Genomic DNA, 16,411 nt, shown 5'->3' with positions numbered 1-16,411 from the left:
GCGGTGGCGCCACATTGGCAGAGGAGCGGGTGGTGCAGCGATGATGAGCCGAGGCGGGAATGCGCCGTGGCCGATTCCCGCCAGGAGCGTGTGAGAACCTGCAGGTCCGCTGAGGGGTGGGGCAGCTGTGCTGGGAGCGATAGGTCTCGACGAACGCCAGGAGTCCGCGTATCGGGCGCTGGTCGCGCTGGGGGCGGCCGAGGTCGCCGATCTCGCCCATCATCTGGCTCTTCCGGAACGGGAGACCGAGCGGGCGCTGCGCCGTCTCGAGGCGCAGGGTCTGGCCGCGCAGTCGACGGCGCGGACCGGCCGCTGGGTGGCTGCCCCTCCGGGGGTGGCGCTGGGCGCGCTGCTGACGCAGCAGCGGCACGAGCTGGAGCAGGCGGAGCTGGCGGCGGCGCTGCTCGCGGAGGAGTACCGGGCGGAGGCCACGGAGCCGGCGGTGCACGACCTGGTGGAGGTCGTGACCGGGCGCAGTGCCGTGGCGCATCGTTTCCTCCAGCTGCAGCTGGGGGCGACGGAGGAGGTCTGCGCGCTGGTCACCGGCAAGCCGATCGCGGTGACCGACGTGGAGAACGACGCCGAGGAGCGGGCGGCCTCCAGGGGCGTGGCGTACCGGGTGGTCCTGGAGCGCGAGGTGCTGACGGCGCCCTCGGGCTTGGGCGAGCTGACGGCGGCGCTGGGCCGCGAGGAGCAGATCCGGGTGGTGGACAAGGTGCCGACCAAGCTGGTGGTGGCGGACCGGACGCTCGCGATGGTGCCGCTGACCGGCCGGGGCGCCGAGCCGGCGGCCCTGGTCGTGCACGCCAGCGGGCTCCTGGAGTCGCTGATGGGGCTGTTCGAGTCGGTGTGGCGCGACGCGCTGCCGCTGCGGCTCGGGGCGGGCGCGCAGGTGACGGAGGACGAGACGCCGGGCCCGGACGCGACGGACCTGGAGGTGCTGTCGCTGCTGCTCGCCGGGATGACGGACGCGAGCGTGGCCAAGCAGCTGGACCTGGGGCTGCGGACGGTGCAGCGGCGCGTGAAGGGCCTGATGGAGCTGACCGGGGTGACGACCCGGCTCCAGCTGGGCTGGCACGCGTACGAGAAGGGCTGGGTCGCCCGCCGCTGAGCTGGGGCCTGTCGCCGGAGGCCCGGGCCGGGCCGCGGTGCGGCCCCGGCGCCGGACGCCCGAGCCGGGCCGTCGGCGGAGCCCGGCGCCGGACGCCCGCCCCTGGCAGACGGCGCAGCCGGGGCTCCGGACGCCCGGGTCGGGCAGTCGGCGTAGTCCGGCCTCCGGACGCCCGGGTCGGGCCGTCGGCGTAGTCCGGGAGCGGCCGTCGGGTCAGGGCCCGGACAGGCCGGTCGGCGCACCCCGGGAGCGGCCGTCGGCACAGGGCCGGGACAGGCCGGGCGGCGCAGCCCGCGACCGGCCGGGCGGCGCACCCCGCGAGCGGCCGACGCGCGCGGTCCCAGCGCCGTCCGCCTTACCCCGGACCGGCCTCCCCCGCCCCCGCGACCCGACCGTGCCGCAGCCCGCGCACGGGCCCGTCGGCGCAGCCCGTTCGGACGGGCTGACCTGCACGGACGGGGGAAGTCGGTCAGGCTGGGCAGATGGGTGTGTGGCAGCTCCTGCTGATCGGGTTGGTCATGCTGCTCGGCCTGGTCGGGGTGCTGACGCCCGGCGTGCCGGGGCCTTGGCTGGTGTGGGCGGCCACGCTCTGGTGGTCGCTGCACGAGCAGACCAAGCTCGCCTGGATCCTGCTGGTGGGCTCGACCGCGCTGCTGCTCGTCACGCAGGTGATCGTCTGGCAGCTGCCCCCGCGCCGGATCCGGGGCCTGGGGATCACCCGGCGGATGGTCGCCTTCGCCGGGGTGGGGGCGCTGCTCGGCTTCTTCCTCGTTCCGGTGATCGGGGCGATCCCGGGTTTCGTCGGCGGTGTCTATCTGACGGAGCGGCGACGGCTCGGCGGCCACGGCCAGGCCCGCGCGTCGACCCGCCGGCTGATGCGGGCGGTGGGCACGAGCGTGCTGGTGGAGCTGTTCGCCTGTCTGCTGATCGTCGGCGCATGGCTGGGTGCGGTGATCCGGGGCTGAGCGCCCCGGACCGGGAACACGGTCCGGGGCGGCGACGGCTCCGGGAGCGGCGCCGGATCCGAAGCAACGCCGGATCCGGCTCGGCGTCAGCGGGGCAGGTCGATCTGGTACTTCATGAACCCGGTGTCCCGGGCGACCTTGTCGTACAGCCGGCGGGCCGTGGTGTTCGAGGTCTTGGTGTTCCAGTAGACCCGGTTGCAGCCGCGGTCCTCGGCCCACCGCGCCACGGCGTCGATCAGCGCGCCGCCCACGCCCCGGCCGCGGACGTCCGGCTCGGTGTACAGGTCCTGGAGGTAGCAGACGTCGGGGCCCGAGGTGCTCGGGTGCACGAAGAAGTGCGTGATGCCGACGAGCCGTCCGTCGAGGCGGGCGCCGAGCGCGTGCATGCGGGTGTCGTCCTGGAACTCCCGCCAGGCCCTGTCGTACATCTCCTGGCCCTCGGTCCGGCCGTAGAAGTCGATGTACGCGCGGAAGAGCGTCTCCCACGCCTCGCGGTCGGCGGGCCCGAGCCTGTCAGTCGTGATCATGGGGTCATTGTGCAGGTCCGGCCGCCAGATATCGAACGGCATACGAACGCCAGGGCCGCCAGGACTCCGGCGCCCCCGCGGGCGCGACGTCCGGGTCGCCCAGGGCCCGCGTGCGGATCGCGGCCGCCGCCCCGGGAGTGACGCCGTCGACGGCGAGCAGCGCCCGCTCGGCCTCGTCGCGGTCCGCGCCCGGGTCGAGCCGTACGGACCCGGCGGCGAGCGCGACGGCCAGCGCCCCGGCGACGGGGTGACCGGTGAGCGCGGCGGGCTCGGGGAACAGATGGGTGAGCCCGCCGCAGGGTGTGTCCAGTGCGGTGCCGTACGCGGCGACCAGGCGGGCCGCCTCGCCGGGGCCGAGCAGCGCGCGGAGCGCGTACTCCTCCGGTTCGGCCGCGCCCGGCGAGCGGACGCCGGGGCGGGCGGCGACCAGCGGAGCGAGCGCCGGGTCCGCGGAGAGCCGCTCCGCGACCGCGTACGGGTCGGCGTCCAGGTCGAACAGGCGGCGCAGCCGCTGCACGGCCGTGGTGAGGTCGCGCAGGTCGGCGACGTGGATCCGGGCGTCGAGCCAGCCCCCGCCGGACGTCTCGTCGACGGCGGCGACGCCCCAGCCGTACGGCAGGCGCAGGGTGCGGCGATACGTGCGGGCCCCGGGCGGCCCGGTGACCTCCTCGACGCCCGGCAGCGCCTCGGCGGCGAGCAGGTCGAACACCTCGCGGGCCGCGTACGGGCCCCGGTGCGCGAGCCGCAGGGGAACGCCGGCGACGGTCGCGACGCGCGTGGCGGCGGGGGTGTGGTGCGGTCCGGGCCGGGTGGCGGCCGCCGTGTGCCCCGGGCGGGTGGCGACGGCCGTGCGCCCGGGGCGCGTGGCGGCGGTACGGCCGGTACGGGCGCGGGTGCTCCGGGCGGTGCCGGTGCCGGACTCGGCGCGCAGGGCGCTGGGGGTGCGGGCGTAGATGCGGCGGATGGTGTCGTTGAACTGGCGGATGCTGGCGAAACCGGCGGCGAAGGCGATGTCGGTGACCGGCAGTTCCGTGGTCTGCAGCAGCAGCCGGGCGGTGTGCGCGCGCTGGGCGCGGGCCAGGGCGATCGGCCCCGCGCCGAGCTCGGCGGTGAGCTGGCGCTGCACCTGCCGGGCGCTGTAGCCGAGCCGGACCGCGAGGCCGGGCACGCCCTCGCGGTCGACGACACCGTCGCCGATGAGCCGCATGGCGCGGCCGACGACGTCGGCGCGGACGTTCCACTCGGCCGAGCCGGGCACGGCGTCCGGCCGGCACCGCCGGCAGGCCCGGAACCCGTGGCCCTGCGCGGCGGCGGCGGTCAGGAAGAACCGCACGTTGGCGCGTTTGGGGGTGACGGCGGGGCAGCTGGGGCGGCAGTAGATTCCGGTGGTCTCCACCGCGAAGAAGAACGCGCCGTCGAACCGGGCGTCCCGGCTGCTGACCGCCTCGTACCGGCTGTCGTCGCCGCTGTCGTACCTGTTCTCGTCGTCCCTCACACCCCCAGTGTGGGCGACGGGGCACGGGACGACTCGCGGTTTTCGGACACCGCGTTCGCCGCCCCGTCCCCGTGCCTCGCGCTGCTTCCCCGCGCGTTACCGGGCCCGGCCGCCGCGCTTGGCGGCCATCGCGGCCCGGCCCTCGGCGCCGCGCCGCTTCCACTCCTTCAGCATCTCGGAGCGGACCCGGGCGTCGGTCTTGGCGACGATGCGCTGGTTCTCCCGGAGCAGCTTGCGGTAGCTCTCCAGGCGGCGCACCGACAGCGAGCCGTCCTCGATGGCCGCGGTGACGGCGCAGCCGGGCTCCGACTCGTGGGCGCAGTCGTGGAAGCGGCAGTCCGCGGCCAGTTCCTCGATCTCCGCGAAGACCTGGCCGACGCCGGTCTCGGCGTCCCACAGGCCGACGCCGCGCAGCCCGGGGGTGTCGATCAGGGCGCCGCCGCCGGGCATCAGGAGCAGGTTGCGGGTCGTGGTGGTGTGCCGGCCCTTGCCGTCGACGTCGCGGGCGGCCTGCACCTCCATGCTGTCCTCGCCGGTCAGGGTGTTGGCGAGGGTCGACTTGCCGGCGCCGGAGACGCCGAGCAGCACGCTGGTGCCGCCGCCGACGATCGCCCGGAGGGTGTCGACGCCCTCCCCGGTCTGCGAGCTGAGCGGCAGCACGTCGACGCCCGGGGCGACCTGCTGCACGTCCTCGACGAGGTGGGACAGGGTGACCGGGTCGGGGACCAGGTCGGCCTTGCTGAGCACGACCAGCGGCGCCGCGCCGGACTCCCACGCGAGGGCGAGGAAGCGCTCGATCCGGCCGAGGTCGAGTTCGACCGCGAGCGAGACGGTGATGATCGCGTGGTCGACGTTGGCGGCGAGGACCTGCCCCTCGGAGCGCTGGGACGAGGTGGAGCGGGCGAACGTGGTCCGGCGCGGCAGGTAGGCGCGGACGTAGCGGGGGGTGCCGGCGGTCTCGACGGCGGCCCAGTCGCCGGTGCAGATCACCCGCAGCGGGTCGTGCGGGGTGACGAAGGCGGTGTCGGCGCGGACGAGCCCGTCCTCGGTGACGATGTCGCACTGGCCCCGGTCGACGCGGACGACCCGGCCGGGGACGAGCCCTTCGGCCGCGTACGGGGCGAAGGCGGCCTGCCAGTCCTCGTCCCAGCCGTACGGGGCGAGCAGAGAGCCGGAAGCGGAGGAGGAAGAGGAAGAAGAGGCGGATGAAGCGTGGAGAGACAAGGGGAACCCTTCACAGGGGTGGCCCCGGCGGCGCGCTCCGTACGGAACGCGCGGAAGAAGAAGAGAAAGGTCAGCCGGAGGCCACGGAGGTGGAGTGGACGGTCTTCTGGGGGCGGGCAACGCCCTGCGCGACGACAGCCATCGGTCACACCTCCTGGTTCGCTTCACCGGCCGCGGCGGCCGGCGGCCGCTGCGGGAACGAGGCGTACGTTACCTCCGCCCTCGGACGCCCCGCCAACTCTTTTTCGGACGGGGCCGAAGCCGGTGCGTGCCCGACGTCGGAGCGGACCGGAGCCGGAGCGGGATCCCGAGCCGGAGCCGCCTACCCGTACCCCGGCGGAGTGAAACGTTCCGACCTCCGATAGGTTGCGCGCGGCAGGCGCTCAGGCGCGCGAGGTACGACGACACGACACAAGGGGTGGGGCCGCATGAAGCGGCGTCGGGTGTGGGGCACGGCGGCAGCCGTGGTCGCCGGCATCTCGGGAGTCCTGGTCTTCCAGGGCATGACCGGGAACGCGGACGGAACGTACGACGGCAAGGCGCAGGGCCCTGTCGAGACGAAGAACAGCACGGTGGCGCTGAAGACCGCCGACGGCGGCCGCAGCGCCTCGCTGGCGCAGCAGGACACCGAGCCCTTCAGCATGCTCGGCGTGACCTGGGCCGACCCGGACGCCCGGATGCCGGGCAAGGTCGAGGCGCGGGCGCGCAGCGCCGAGTCGGGCGACTGGTCCCGCTGGATCGAGCTGGACGACCACGGCACCCCGGACCCGACGGCCGAGCGGGGCGGCACCGAGCCGGCCTGGTTCGGCGCGTCCGACGGCGTCGAGGTGCGCGTGGTGGCGAGCGGGAAGGCGACCGCCGTCCTGCCGTCCGACCTGCGGCTGACGCTGGTCGACCCGGGCAAGGGCGGCGGGAAGACGCAGGCGATGGCGCCGGCCGGGTTCGCGGCCGAGGAGAGCGGGACCCCCACCCCGCCCGCTTCCGAGCCGAGCACCGAGAGCCCCGCGCCCGAGCCGTCGGCTCCCGAGGCGAGCCCGACCACCGAGGAGCCGCCGCCGGCGCAGTCCACGGAGCCCGCGCCGCCGGTGCCGAGCACCAGCGCCCCGGAGACGGCCTCCCCGTCCGCCTCGGCCCCCACCACCCCGGCCCCGACGCCCACGGCGACCGGTCCGACGGCCCCGCCGTCGACGGCGGCCCGGCCGGCGATCACCTCGCGGGCCGGCTGGGGCGCGGACGAGAGCCTGAGCCCGGAGGCGCCCACGTACCTGCCGGGCGGGAAGGTCAAGGCGGTCGCCCTGCACCACACGGCGGCCAGCAACGACTACACCTGCGCCGACTCGGCGGCGATCGTGCGCGGCATCTACGCGTACCACGTGAAGCCGGTGTCCCAGGGCGGCAACGGCTGGAAGGACATCGGCTACCACTTCCTCGTCGACAAGTGCGGCACGATCTTCGAGGGCCGCAAGGGCGGCGTGGACATGCCGGTGGTCGGCGCGCACACGTACGGCTTCAACAGCGAGACCACCAGCATCTCGATGATCGGTGACTACCGGACCACGGCGCTGACGAAGTCCCAGCTGATCTCGGCCGCGCGGATCTCCGCGTGGAAGCTCGGCCAGTACGGCGTGGACCCGGCCGGCACGACGACGCTGACCGCCGGCGCGGCGGGCGGCAACTACTTCGGCAAGACCTGGGCGCAGGGCGCGCAGCTGCCCTTCTCCACGATCTTCGGCCACCGGGACGGCTTCAACAGCGAGTGCCCCGGCGGCACCGCGTACGGCCAGCTGTCCACCATCCGTTCCTGGGCCGCGGGCCCGGTGGCGGGGCTGCGCGTGACCTCGGTGACGGGCGCGACGCTGTCCGGCGGCACGTACTACACGCGCGGTCCGGTGACCGTCGCCTGGACGTCGACCACCCCGTCGGCGTTCATCCTGCGGCACGAGGTGCTGGTCGACGGCAACGTGGCGGCCACGGCCTCCGGTTCGGCGACGTCCGCCGCGGTCACGGTCCCGGCGGGCAGCCACTCGATCGCGGTGCGCGCGGTGCACTCGTCCCGCAAGACGACGGCCACGCCGGCGCTGACGGCGGTCGGCGACACCACCGCCCCGGTCTTCTCCACCACCCCGCGGGTCTACCTGCGCACCGGCACGGTGAGCGCCACCGCCGCGCCGCTGAACCTGGTGTGGAAGGCGACGGACGCCGCCGCGCTGCGGGACGTCCGGCTGACGACGCCGGTGGCCAAGGTGTACGGCCCGACGGTGACCACCGCGCCGCACTCGGCGAAGCCGGGCGTCACCACGACGTGGACGCTCAACGCGTACGACCAGGCGGGCAACCGGACCACCGCGTCGGTGGGCTCGACGCCGATGATCCTGCAGGAGACCTCCGCGGTCCGCTCCGGCACCTGGACGGCGAAGTCGTCGACGAGCTACCTGGGCGGCAAGTCGCTGTCCAGCGGCACCAAGGGCGCCTCGCTGACCTGGACGTTCACCGGCCGCTCGGTCTCGTGGGTGGTGTCGCGGGCGTCCAACTCGGGCCAGGCGTACGTGTACGTGGACGGGGTCAAGGTCGCGACGGTCGACCTGCGGTCCTCGACGGCGCTGTACCGGAACGCGATCTGGACCCGCAGCTGGTCCTCGGCGGCCAAGCACACGGTGAAGATCGTGGTGGTCGGCACCTCCGGCCGGCCGACGGTCACCACCGACGGTCTCGTCTACCTGCGCTGAACAGACGCGCCAGGACGGCGCCGGCTCCCACCCCTCGCGGGTGCGGAGCCGGCGCCGTTCCGCGTCCGAGGGCGAGTCTCAGCCGGGTGACGAAGGGCTCGGTCCAGCGGGCGGCCAGCGGGCCGACCAGCACCATGAGCAGCACGTAGGCAGTGGCGAGGGGCCCGATCCGCGGCTCGGTGGCGGCGGCGAGGCCGGCGATGACCACGGAGAACTCGCCGCGGGCGACCAGCGCCCCGCCGGCCCGCAGCCGGCCGCGCGAGCCGACGCCGGCCCTCCGGGCCGCGTACCAGCCGGTGGCGACCTTGGTGACCAGAGTGACGACGGCGAGCAGCGTCGCGACGCCGAGGACGGGCGGGATGGCGCCGGGGTCGGTGGACAGGCCGAAGAAGACGAAGAAGACCGCGGCGAACAGATCCCGCAGCGGGGTGAGCAGCCGGTGCGCGCCCTCGGCGACCTCGCCGGAGAGCGCGATGCCGACGAGGAAGGCGCCGACGGCGGCGGAGACCTGGAGCCGCTGGGCGATCCCGGCGACCAGGACGGTCAGGCCGAGGACGACGAGCAGCAGCAGCTCGGGGTTGTCGGAGGAGACGGCGCGGCTGAGGTGGTGGCCGTGGCGGACGGCGAAGTACAGCACGATGCCGACGGTGCCGAGGGCGATGAGGAGGGCGAGGCTGCCGCCGGCCAGGCCCACGCCGGCGACCAGGGCCGTGAGCAGCGGCAGGTACAGGGCCATGGACAGGTCCTCGAGGACGAGGACGCCGAGCACGGCGGGGGTCTCCCGGTTGCCGAGCCGGCCGAGGTCGGTGAGCACCTTGGCGACGACGCCGGAGGACGAGATCCAGGTGACGCCGGCGAGCGCGACGGCGCCGACGGGCCCCCAGCCGAGCAGGACGCCGGCGACCGCGCCGGGGGCGGCGTTGAGGACGAAGTCGACGAGCCCGGAGGGGTACTGGGTGCGCAGGCTGCCGACGAGTTCGGAGGCGGAGTACTCCAGGCCCAGGGTCATCAGCAGCAGGATGACGCCGATCTCCGCGCCGACGGCGACGAACTCCTCGCTGGCGTCGAGCGGCAGCAGGCCGCCCTTGCCGAAGGCGAGTCCGGCGAGCAGGTAGAGGGGGATGGGCGAGAGTCCGATGCGGGCGGCGAGGCGTCCGATGAGCCCGAGGGTGAGGAGCAGCGAACCCAGTTCGAGGAGCAGGGCGGTCGTGTCGTGCACGTCACCCTCCGCCGATGATCGCGGCGAGCGCGTCGACGCCGTCTCGGGTGCCGACGGCGACGAGGGTGTCCCCGAGGGCGAGCCGGAAGTCGGGGCCGGGGGACGGGTGGACGCTGGTGCGGCGCAGCACGGCGACGACGGACGCGCCGGTGCGGCTGCGGGCGCGGGTGTCACCGAGGGGCCGGCCGGCGTACGGGGAGCGGGAGCCGACCGGGATGTGCTCGGTGACGAGGTCGAGCCCGTCGGTCTCGATGCCTTCCAGGCGGGCCGGGTCGATCAAGTGGGCGAGCGCGGTGGCCTCTTCCGGGTCGAGCGCGACGGACTCGCAGGAGTCCGGGTCGTCGTGCCGGTAGACCCCGATGAACCGCCGTCCGTCGTGGTGCACGACGACGGACAGGTGCCCGCCGGACTCGGTGGTCACGTCGTACTGGGTGCCGACGCCGGGGAGCGGGATGCGACGGGTGCCCATGACGGTCGCCCCTCTGGGAACAGCGGCCGGTGCGGCAGCGCCTCGACCGGGAAGATATCCGGACGTTCCACCGCAAAAACGACGCTCTCACGGTACCACCGGCCGTGCGTCCGGGCCCGCGGCGGAGGCCGCCCGGGGCGCGGCGGGGGCGGGGCCGGCGGGTCCGATTCGTTCAAGACCCGGCCGCGGGCGGCTCCTAGCGTGAGGGGCATGAACGCACCTCGACTCGATGTCATCGGACTGGTCGTGGCCGACATGGCCGCGTCGCTCGCCTTCTACCGCCGGCTCGGGCTCGGCCTCCCGGCCGGGGCCGAGGACGCCCCGCACGTGGAGGCCGTGCTGCCGGGGGGCCTGCGGATCGCCTGGGACACGGAGGAGGTCGTACGGTCGTACGACCCCGAGTGGACTCGCCCGCGCGGCGGGGACCGGATGGGCCCGGCCTTCCGCTGCGACTCCCCCGGCCACGTCGACGCGGTGTACGAGGACCTGGTCGCCGCCGGGTACCGGGGGCACCTGAAGCCCTGGGACGCCTTCTGGGGGCAGCGCTACGCCGTGGTGCTGGATCCGGACGGCTGCGGGGTCAGCCTCTTCGCGGACGCCGCGTAGGCGCTCAGCGTGGTGCCGGCCAGGGCCCGCGCCTCGCGCGCGAGGTGGGCCTGGTCGGCGCAGCCCGTCGCCGCGGCGGCCTCCGCGAACGGGACGCCGGCGGCGACGAGCGCCAGGGCGCGCCGCAGCCGCAGGATGCGGGCGAGGGTCTTGGGCCCGTAGCCGAAGGCCGCGAGGGAGCGGCGGTGCAGCTGCCGCGCGCCGAGCCCCACGGCGTCTGCCGTGGCGGCCACCGGCCGGCCGGCCCGCAGCCCGGCGACCACGGCCCGCAGCAGCGGATCGGGGGCCGGCGCGCGGACCGCGAGGTCCAGGGCCAGCCGCTCCAGAGCGGCCGCCGGGTCCGGGGCCGCGGCGATCGGCTCGCCGAGCCGCCGGGCCTCCCGCGCGCCCCACAGGTCCGCGAGCTCCACCCGCCGGTCGCGCAGTTCGTGCGCGGGGACGCCGAGCAGCGCCGGCGCGTCGCCGGGCGCGAACCGCACCCCGGCCCAGGCCCCGCCGCCGGGCGGGTGCGGCCGGGTGTCGGGCCCGGCGACGAGCAGCCGGCCCTCGCTCCACAGCAGGTCCATGCACCCGTCGGGCAGCACCGGCCGCGCCTCGGCCGCCGGCCGCGCGCCCACCGTCCAGACCACGGCCCCGTCGAGCCGCGCCGCCCGCTCCGCGTACACGCCTCCAGCGTAGGGGCGGGAGCCCGTCGACCGCGCTCCCGGAAGTCCGTCAGTCGCGCTCCCAGCCGCTGTGGAGGCGGGACTTGACGTCGTCGGGGGGCAGGAAGCGGGACCAGCGCTCGGGGAACTCCGAGGGCATGTCCGGGTCGTCCTCGTCGACGTCGTCCGCCTCCGCGCGGGCGCGGGCCAGCAGTTCGGCGGCCTGGGCGGCGCGGGCGCGCTCGCTCGCCTCGCGGGCGGCCGCGGTGGCGACGGAGGGCCACACCCGGTCGATCGCCGCGTTCACCGCCGCGCCGACCAGCACCGCGAAGGCGGAGATGCCGATCCACAGCAGCACCGCGATCGGCGCGGCGAGCGAGCCGTAGATCGTCGGTCCCTCGACCTGGCTGGTCAGGTAGATCCGGAGCAGGAAGCTGCCGAACACCCACATCGCGAGGGCGACCAGCGCGCCGGGGATGTCCTCGATCCACGGCGAGCGGACCGGTACGGACACGTGGTACAGGGTCGTCAGGAAGGAGACGGACAGCAGGATGACGGCCGGCCAGTACAGCACGGCCACCACTTCCGTGCCCCACGGGATCAGCTCCACCACCCGGTCCGGGCCCACCACGGCGAGCGGCAGCACGACCGCGCCGATCAGCAGGGCGATGAGGTACAGCAGGAAGGCCAGGAGCCGGGTGGCGACGATCCCGCGGTGGCCGTCGAGCCCGTACATGACCGTGATCGTGTCGATGAAGACGTTCACGGCCCGCGAGCCGGACCACAGGGCGATCGCGAAGCCGATGGAGATCACGTCCGGCCGGCCGCCCCGGGTCACGTCCTCGAGGAGGGGTTTCGCGACGTCGTTGACGCCCCGGTCGGACAGCACCGTGCCGGAGGCGCGCAGGATGTTCTCCTGGATGGACGCGACGGTCGTGGTCTCGGTCCAGTCGTCGACGTAGCCCAGCAGGCCGAGCAGGCCCAGCATCAGCGGCGGCAGGGAGAGCAGGGTGAAGAACGCGGCCTCCGCCGCGAGACCGAGGATGCGGTACTCGATGCACGAGTTGACGGTGTCCTTCAGGAGCAGCCAGACCAGCTTCCGCTTCGAGACGTTGCGGTAGAGGACCCGGGCCCGGTGGAGTCGGCCCGGAGGCCGCTCGGGTGTTTCATTTGCTGCCTGCACCTCCTTACCGTATCGGCATGGCAGCCACCACCCACACAGTGACCAACCAGGCTCCGCCCCTGGTGGGATACGACGCGTTCACGTCCGACCGGGTGCTCGTCGAGGCCCTCGAACGCCATCTGGACCCCGAGCTCCTGCCGGGGGCGCGCGAGGAACTCGCCGCGCTCGGGGAGAGCGCGGGCTCGGCGCAGGCCCAGGAATGGGGTGTCCTCGCCAACGAGTACCCGCCGAAGCTGCGCACCCACGACCGGTACGGCCACCGGATCGACGAGGTGGAGTTCCACCCGGCCTGGCACCGTCTGCTCGGCAAGGGCGTGACGGCCGGGCTGACGAACGCCTGGGGCCGTCCGGGCGGTCATCTGCGGCGCGCCGCCGGGTTCCTGGTGTGGACCCAGGTGGAGGCCGGGCACGGCTGTCCGCTGTCGATGACGCACTCCGCGGTGCCGGCGCTGCGGACCGACCCGGAGCTGGCCGCCGAGTGGGAGCCGCTGCTGACCGCCGAGGTGTACGAGGAGGGCCTGCGGCCCGCCCCGGAGAAGGCCGGCGTGCTCTTCGGGATGGGCATGACGGAGAAGCAGGGCGGCAGCGACGTCCGGGCGAACACCACGCGGGCACGGCCGCTGGACGCCGAGGGCGAGTACCTGCTGACCGGTCACAAGTGGTTCTGCTCGGCGCCGATGTCGGACGGCTTCCTGGTCCTGGCGCAGGCGCCCGGCGGGCTGACCTGCTTCCTGGTGCCGCGGGTGCTGCCGGACGGCAGCAGGAACGCGTTCGCGATCCAGCGGCTGAAGGACAAGCTGGGCAACCGGTCGAACGCCTCGGCCGAGGTGGAGTTCGACGGCACGTGGGCGCGCCGGGTCGGCGAGGAGGGGCGCGGGGTGCGCACCATCATCGAGATGGTGGCGGCGACCCGGCTGGACTGCGTCCTGGGCTCGGCGGCCCAGATGCGGCAGGCGCTGACGCAGGCCGTGCACCACGCCTCGTACCGCAGCGCGTTCGGCGGGGTGCTGATCGAGAAGCCGCTGATGCGCAACGTGCTGGCGGACCTGGCGCTGGAGTCGGAGGCGGCGACGACGCTGGGGATGCGGCTGGCCGCGGCGTACGACGCGGACACCGACGCCGAGCGGGCGTTCCTGCGGCTGGCGGTGCCGGCGGCCAAGTACTGGGTGACCAAGCGCTGTACGCCGATGGTGGCGGAGGCGCTGGAGTGCCTGGGCGGCAACGGGTACGTGGAGGAGTCCGGGATGCCGCGGCTGCTGCGCGAGGCGCCGCTGAACTCGATCTGGGAGGGCTCGGGCAACGTCCAGGCGCTGGACGTGCTGCGGGCGCTGCAGAGGGAGCCGGAGGCGCTGAACGCGCTGCTGCAGGAGGTCGGCCTGGCGCGCGGGGCGGACCACCGGCTGGACGCCGCGATCAAGGGGCTGCTGACCGAACTGGCCGATCTGGACGGGATCGAGGCGCGGGCCCGACGCCTCGTGGAGCGGATGGCGCTGGTGCTGCAGGGCTCGCTGCTGGTCCGGTACGCGCCGCCGGAGGTGGCGGACGCGTTCTGCGGTTCGCGGCTCGGCGGGGACTGGGGGACGGCCTTCGGGACGCTCGCCCACTCGCTCGATCTGGCGAAGGTGGTGGAGCGGGCGCGGGTGGCCGTCTGAGCCCTCGGGGAACACGAAAGCCGAGGGTGGTGCTGCGCCGACACGGCACCACCCTCAGCTGGAACACCACCCTCACGCACCGGCGGCGGGTCCGCCAGGGTTGCAGACGGTTGCAGGATTGTCCGAACCGGCCCGCGTCGGGGAGGCCGGGGCGGCACGATGGGCGAGCACGCCCGCACCACTGCAGAACCGATACAGCACCACCGGTGCCTGGGGGATACCGATGAACGAATCCGCGCTGGACCTGCGCAGGCTGGCCGCCATGGACGCCGCTCAGGCGACCCGGCTGCTCCACCGGGTGCGGGAGGCGACCCTGGCCGGCCGACGGCCGCCGATCGCTCCGCGTCCGGTGATCGACGCCTCGTGGCGGCGGATGTCGCGCCTGGGCCTCGACCCGGACCAGAGCAGCGCGTCCGAGCTGCTGCGGCGGGACGAGCTGGAGGAGCGGCGGCGGACGACGGTGATCGGCGAGGTCATGCGGACGCTCAGCGCCGGTCTGAGCGGGATCGCCGACGCCTCGATGCAGATCATGGTGGTCACCGACGAGCACGGCCGGGTGCTGTGGCGCGAGGGCAATCTGTCGGTGCTTCGCAAGGCGCACGGGATCTGTCTGGAGGAGGGCGCGGCCTGGAGCGAGTCGTCCACCGGCACCAACGCGGTCGGCACGGCGCTCGCGGTCCGCAGGGCCGTCCAGGTCCATTCGGCCGAGCACTATCTGCAGACCCTGCACAACTGGACCTGCGCCGCCGCGCCCGTGCACGATCCGCGCGACCAGCGGCTGCTCGGCATCGTGGACGTGAGCGGTCCGGCGTCGAGCTTCCACCCGGCGACGCTGGCGCTGGTCGGCTCGGTGGCGCAGCTGGCCGAGGCGGAGCTGCGGGAGCGGCATCTGCGGTCGATCGAGCGGCTGCGCGCGGTGGCCGCGCCGATCCTGTGCCGGGTGGGCGGCCGGGCGATCGCGGTGGACGCGCACGGCTGGACGGCGGCGGTGACCGGGATGGCCCCGGTGGACCGGGTGGCGCTGCCGAAGTCGATCGGGGCGGGCCGGGTGTGGCTGCCGTCGCTGGGGATGTGCGCGGTGGAGCCGCTGCCGGGCGGCTGGCTGCTGCGGGCCGACGAGGACGCCCCGGCGGAGGCGGGGGCGGCGAGCCGGGTGGTGCTGGACCTGAGCCGGCCGCGCCGCTGGACGGTGGCGGTGTCCGGGGCGGCGGGCAGCTGGACGCAGGAGCTGAGCCCGCGCCACGCGGAGCTGCTGTGGGTGCTGGCGCGCAGCCCGCAGGGGCGGACGGCGGCGGAGCTGGCGGAGGACGTGTTCGGCGACCGGACGAGGACGGTGACGGTCCGGGCGGAGATGTCGCGGATCCGCCGCAACCTGGCGAGCGTGCTGGCGCACCGCCCGTACCGCTTCCGCGAGGAGGTCGAGGTCGACCTCCGCGTCCCGGCCGACCCCGGCGACCTCCTCCCCCACTCCGCGGCCCCGGCGGTCCGCGCCGCCCGCACCGCGCCCCCGGCCCCGGGGGCGTGAGCGGAAGCCCGTCCGCAATACGGACAGGATGCTCACGTACCGGATGGGTGAGCCGTCGGCGCCGGGGCCCGGGCCGCCCCGGCCTGGGCTTCGCGGGGTCCGCATGATGCGATGAGCGCATGAGCACCATCACTCTCACCACCTGGTCCCTCGAACAGACCTCCCCGGACGACCTGCGTCCCGCGACGCCGCCGGAGGGCGGGGACGTGACGATCGTGCGGGCGGAGCTGCCCTCGCCGGAGTTCAGCCGGTTCCTCTACACGGCGGTCGGCGGCGACATCCGCTGGAACGACCGGCTGCCGCTGACGTACAAGGAGTGGCAGAGCATCGTCGAGAAGCCGGGCGCGGAGCTCTGGGTGGCGTACGAGAAGGGGACGCCGGCCGGGTACGTGGAGCTGGACCCGCAGGACGACGGCGTGGTGGAGATCGTCTACTTCGGCCTGATCCCGGCGTTCCGAGGCCGCCGGATCGGCGGTCACCTGCTCAGCGAGGGCGTCCGGCGCGCCTGGGACCTGGCCGAGCGCTGGCCGGACCGGGAGCCGACCCGCCGGGTCTGGCTGCACACCTGCTCGCTGGACGGGCCGCACGCGATGGACAACTACCTGCGCCGGGGCTTCAGGCTGTTCGACACGAAGGTGGAAGAGGTCGAGGAGACCGAGACCCCCGGCCCCTGGCCCGGCGCGCACGCCTGAGCCGCCGCGGGGTCTCCCCCGGCGAACCGGCGCGGGGCATCCCCCGCGCCGCGGGCCCGCAGGAGGGCCCGACCGTGACCCAAACCACATTGTCTCGCGATGCGGGACGTTGATGTCCACATGATGGATGAAGCTGGACTGGGTCCAAAGTCCCGTGACACTCTGCGGTCATGTCTGGAACTGGAATTGCCTTGGTGAGTCGGCGGCACGTCGACCTCGGCCGCGTGTCCAGCGCCATCTGTCCGGTGCGCTGAGAGAACCAGCAACGCCGCGATTCCTTTTCTGCCCGACCCTGCTGCGCACCGTCGCGCCCTCCTCTGACGCCTGCCCGAAGGCGCAGGTCAGAGCCGCCCTCCTGCAGTCCCGAAGGACA

The 16,411-nt window shown here is 74.6% G+C and carries 15 protein-coding genes; 8 read left to right on the top strand and 7 right to left on the bottom strand.

What is annotated here, in order from left to right; all coding sequences use genetic code 11:
* Nucleotides 1-127 precede the first annotated feature (127 nt).
* Nucleotides 128-1,111, top strand: coding sequence for a helix-turn-helix domain-containing protein (locus tag ACNJ93_RS25360; protein ID WP_418959746.1), 984 nt, complete (start codon nt 128-130; stop codon nt 1,109-1,111).
* Between the two features lie 482 nt (nt 1,112-1,593).
* A complete protein-coding gene (locus ACNJ93_RS25355; RefSeq protein ID WP_418959745.1) occupies nt 1,594-2,076 on the top strand; it encodes a DUF456 domain-containing protein in 483 nt (160 codons plus the stop codon).
* 86 nt (nt 2,077-2,162) lie between these two features.
* On the opposite strand, the gene ACNJ93_RS25350 is transcribed toward ACNJ93_RS25355, so the two are convergent.
* The 3 genes from ACNJ93_RS25350 to rsgA all read right to left on the bottom strand — a co-directional run bounded on the left by ACNJ93_RS25350 (nt 2,163) and on the right by rsgA (nt 5,322).
* Nucleotides 2,163-2,603, bottom strand: coding sequence for a GNAT family N-acetyltransferase (locus ACNJ93_RS25350; protein WP_418959744.1), 441 nt, complete (start codon nt 2,601-2,603; stop codon nt 2,163-2,165).
* A gap of 4 nt (nt 2,604-2,607) precedes the next feature.
* Entirely contained in the window at nt 2,608-4,098 is a 1,491-nt protein-coding gene (locus tag ACNJ93_RS25345; protein WP_418959743.1) for an AlkA N-terminal domain-containing protein, read from the bottom strand.
* Between the two features lie 96 nt (nt 4,099-4,194).
* Nucleotides 4,195-5,322, bottom strand: coding sequence for a ribosome small subunit-dependent GTPase A (gene rsgA / locus ACNJ93_RS25340; protein WP_418959742.1), 1,128 nt, complete (start codon nt 5,320-5,322; stop codon nt 4,195-4,197).
* Nucleotides 5,323-5,750: 428 nt separating this feature from the next.
* On the opposite strand from rsgA, the gene ACNJ93_RS25335 reads away from it, so the two are divergent.
* The gene (locus ACNJ93_RS25335; protein WP_418959741.1) at nt 5,751-8,048 is read left to right on the top strand and encodes an N-acetylmuramoyl-L-alanine amidase; all 2,298 of its coding nucleotides are present in this window, start codon (nt 5,751-5,753) and stop codon (nt 8,046-8,048) included.
* On the opposite strand, the gene ACNJ93_RS25330 is transcribed toward ACNJ93_RS25335, so the two are convergent.
* Both ACNJ93_RS25330 and ACNJ93_RS25325 read right to left on the bottom strand, forming a co-directional pair.
* A complete protein-coding gene (locus tag ACNJ93_RS25330) occupies nt 8,017-9,267 on the bottom strand; it encodes a cation:proton antiporter (RefSeq protein WP_418959740.1) in 1,251 nt (416 codons plus the stop codon). The genes ACNJ93_RS25335 and ACNJ93_RS25330 overlap by 32 nt on opposite strands.
* Nucleotide 9,268: 1 nt before the next feature.
* Nucleotides 9,269-9,736 (bottom strand): cation:proton antiporter regulatory subunit, encoded by a 468-nt coding sequence (locus ACNJ93_RS25325; RefSeq protein ID WP_418959739.1) that lies wholly within the window; start codon nt 9,734-9,736, stop codon nt 9,269-9,271.
* 210 nt (nt 9,737-9,946) lie between these two features.
* Here ACNJ93_RS25325 and ACNJ93_RS25320 point away from each other — a divergent pair, with 210 nt between their 5' ends.
* On the top strand, nt 9,947-10,342 hold the full coding sequence (locus ACNJ93_RS25320) for a VOC family protein (protein ID WP_418959738.1): 396 nt from the start codon (nt 9,947-9,949) through the stop codon (nt 10,340-10,342).
* Here the strand turns inward: ACNJ93_RS25320 and ACNJ93_RS25315 are convergent.
* Complete coding sequence (locus ACNJ93_RS25315) at nt 10,282-11,007, bottom strand: helix-turn-helix domain-containing protein (protein WP_418959737.1); 726 nt, start codon at nt 11,005-11,007, stop codon at nt 10,282-10,284. The two genes, ACNJ93_RS25320 and ACNJ93_RS25315, sit on opposite strands and share 61 nt — an antisense overlap.
* Before the next feature lie 49 nt (nt 11,008-11,056).
* Nucleotides 11,057-12,169, bottom strand: coding sequence for a YihY/virulence factor BrkB family protein (locus ACNJ93_RS25310; RefSeq protein WP_418959736.1), 1,113 nt, complete (start codon nt 12,167-12,169; stop codon nt 11,057-11,059).
* Between the two features lie 17 nt (nt 12,170-12,186).
* Between ACNJ93_RS25310 and ACNJ93_RS25305 the strand changes: the two genes are divergently transcribed.
* From ACNJ93_RS25305 to ACNJ93_RS25290, 4 genes are all read left to right on the top strand, one after another.
* The gene (locus ACNJ93_RS25305) at nt 12,187-13,821 is read left to right on the top strand and encodes an acyl-CoA dehydrogenase family protein (protein WP_418959735.1); all 1,635 of its coding nucleotides are present in this window, start codon (nt 12,187-12,189) and stop codon (nt 13,819-13,821) included.
* Between the two features lie 223 nt (nt 13,822-14,044).
* Nucleotides 14,045-15,346, top strand: coding sequence for a GAF domain-containing protein (locus ACNJ93_RS25300; protein WP_418959734.1), 1,302 nt, complete (start codon nt 14,045-14,047; stop codon nt 15,344-15,346).
* A 119-nt stretch (nt 15,347-15,465) separates the two neighbouring features.
* On the top strand, nt 15,466-16,038 hold the full coding sequence (locus ACNJ93_RS25295; protein ID WP_418959733.1) for a GNAT family N-acetyltransferase: 573 nt from the start codon (nt 15,466-15,468) through the stop codon (nt 16,036-16,038).
* Nucleotides 16,039-16,208: 170 nt separating this feature from the next.
* Nucleotides 16,209-16,292 (top strand): putative leader peptide, encoded by an 84-nt coding sequence (locus ACNJ93_RS25290; RefSeq protein ID WP_360326930.1) that lies wholly within the window; start codon nt 16,209-16,211, stop codon nt 16,290-16,292.
* Nucleotides 16,293-16,411 lie beyond the last annotated feature (119 nt).

It is taken from the genome of Streptomyces tritici (genome assembly GCF_048500665.1).
Lineage (GTDB): Bacteria > Actinomycetota > Actinomycetes > Streptomycetales > Streptomycetaceae > Streptomyces > Streptomyces tritici.
Note: the sequence above shows the minus strand (reverse complement) of the source record. Positions and strands in the feature narration are given on the sequence as shown.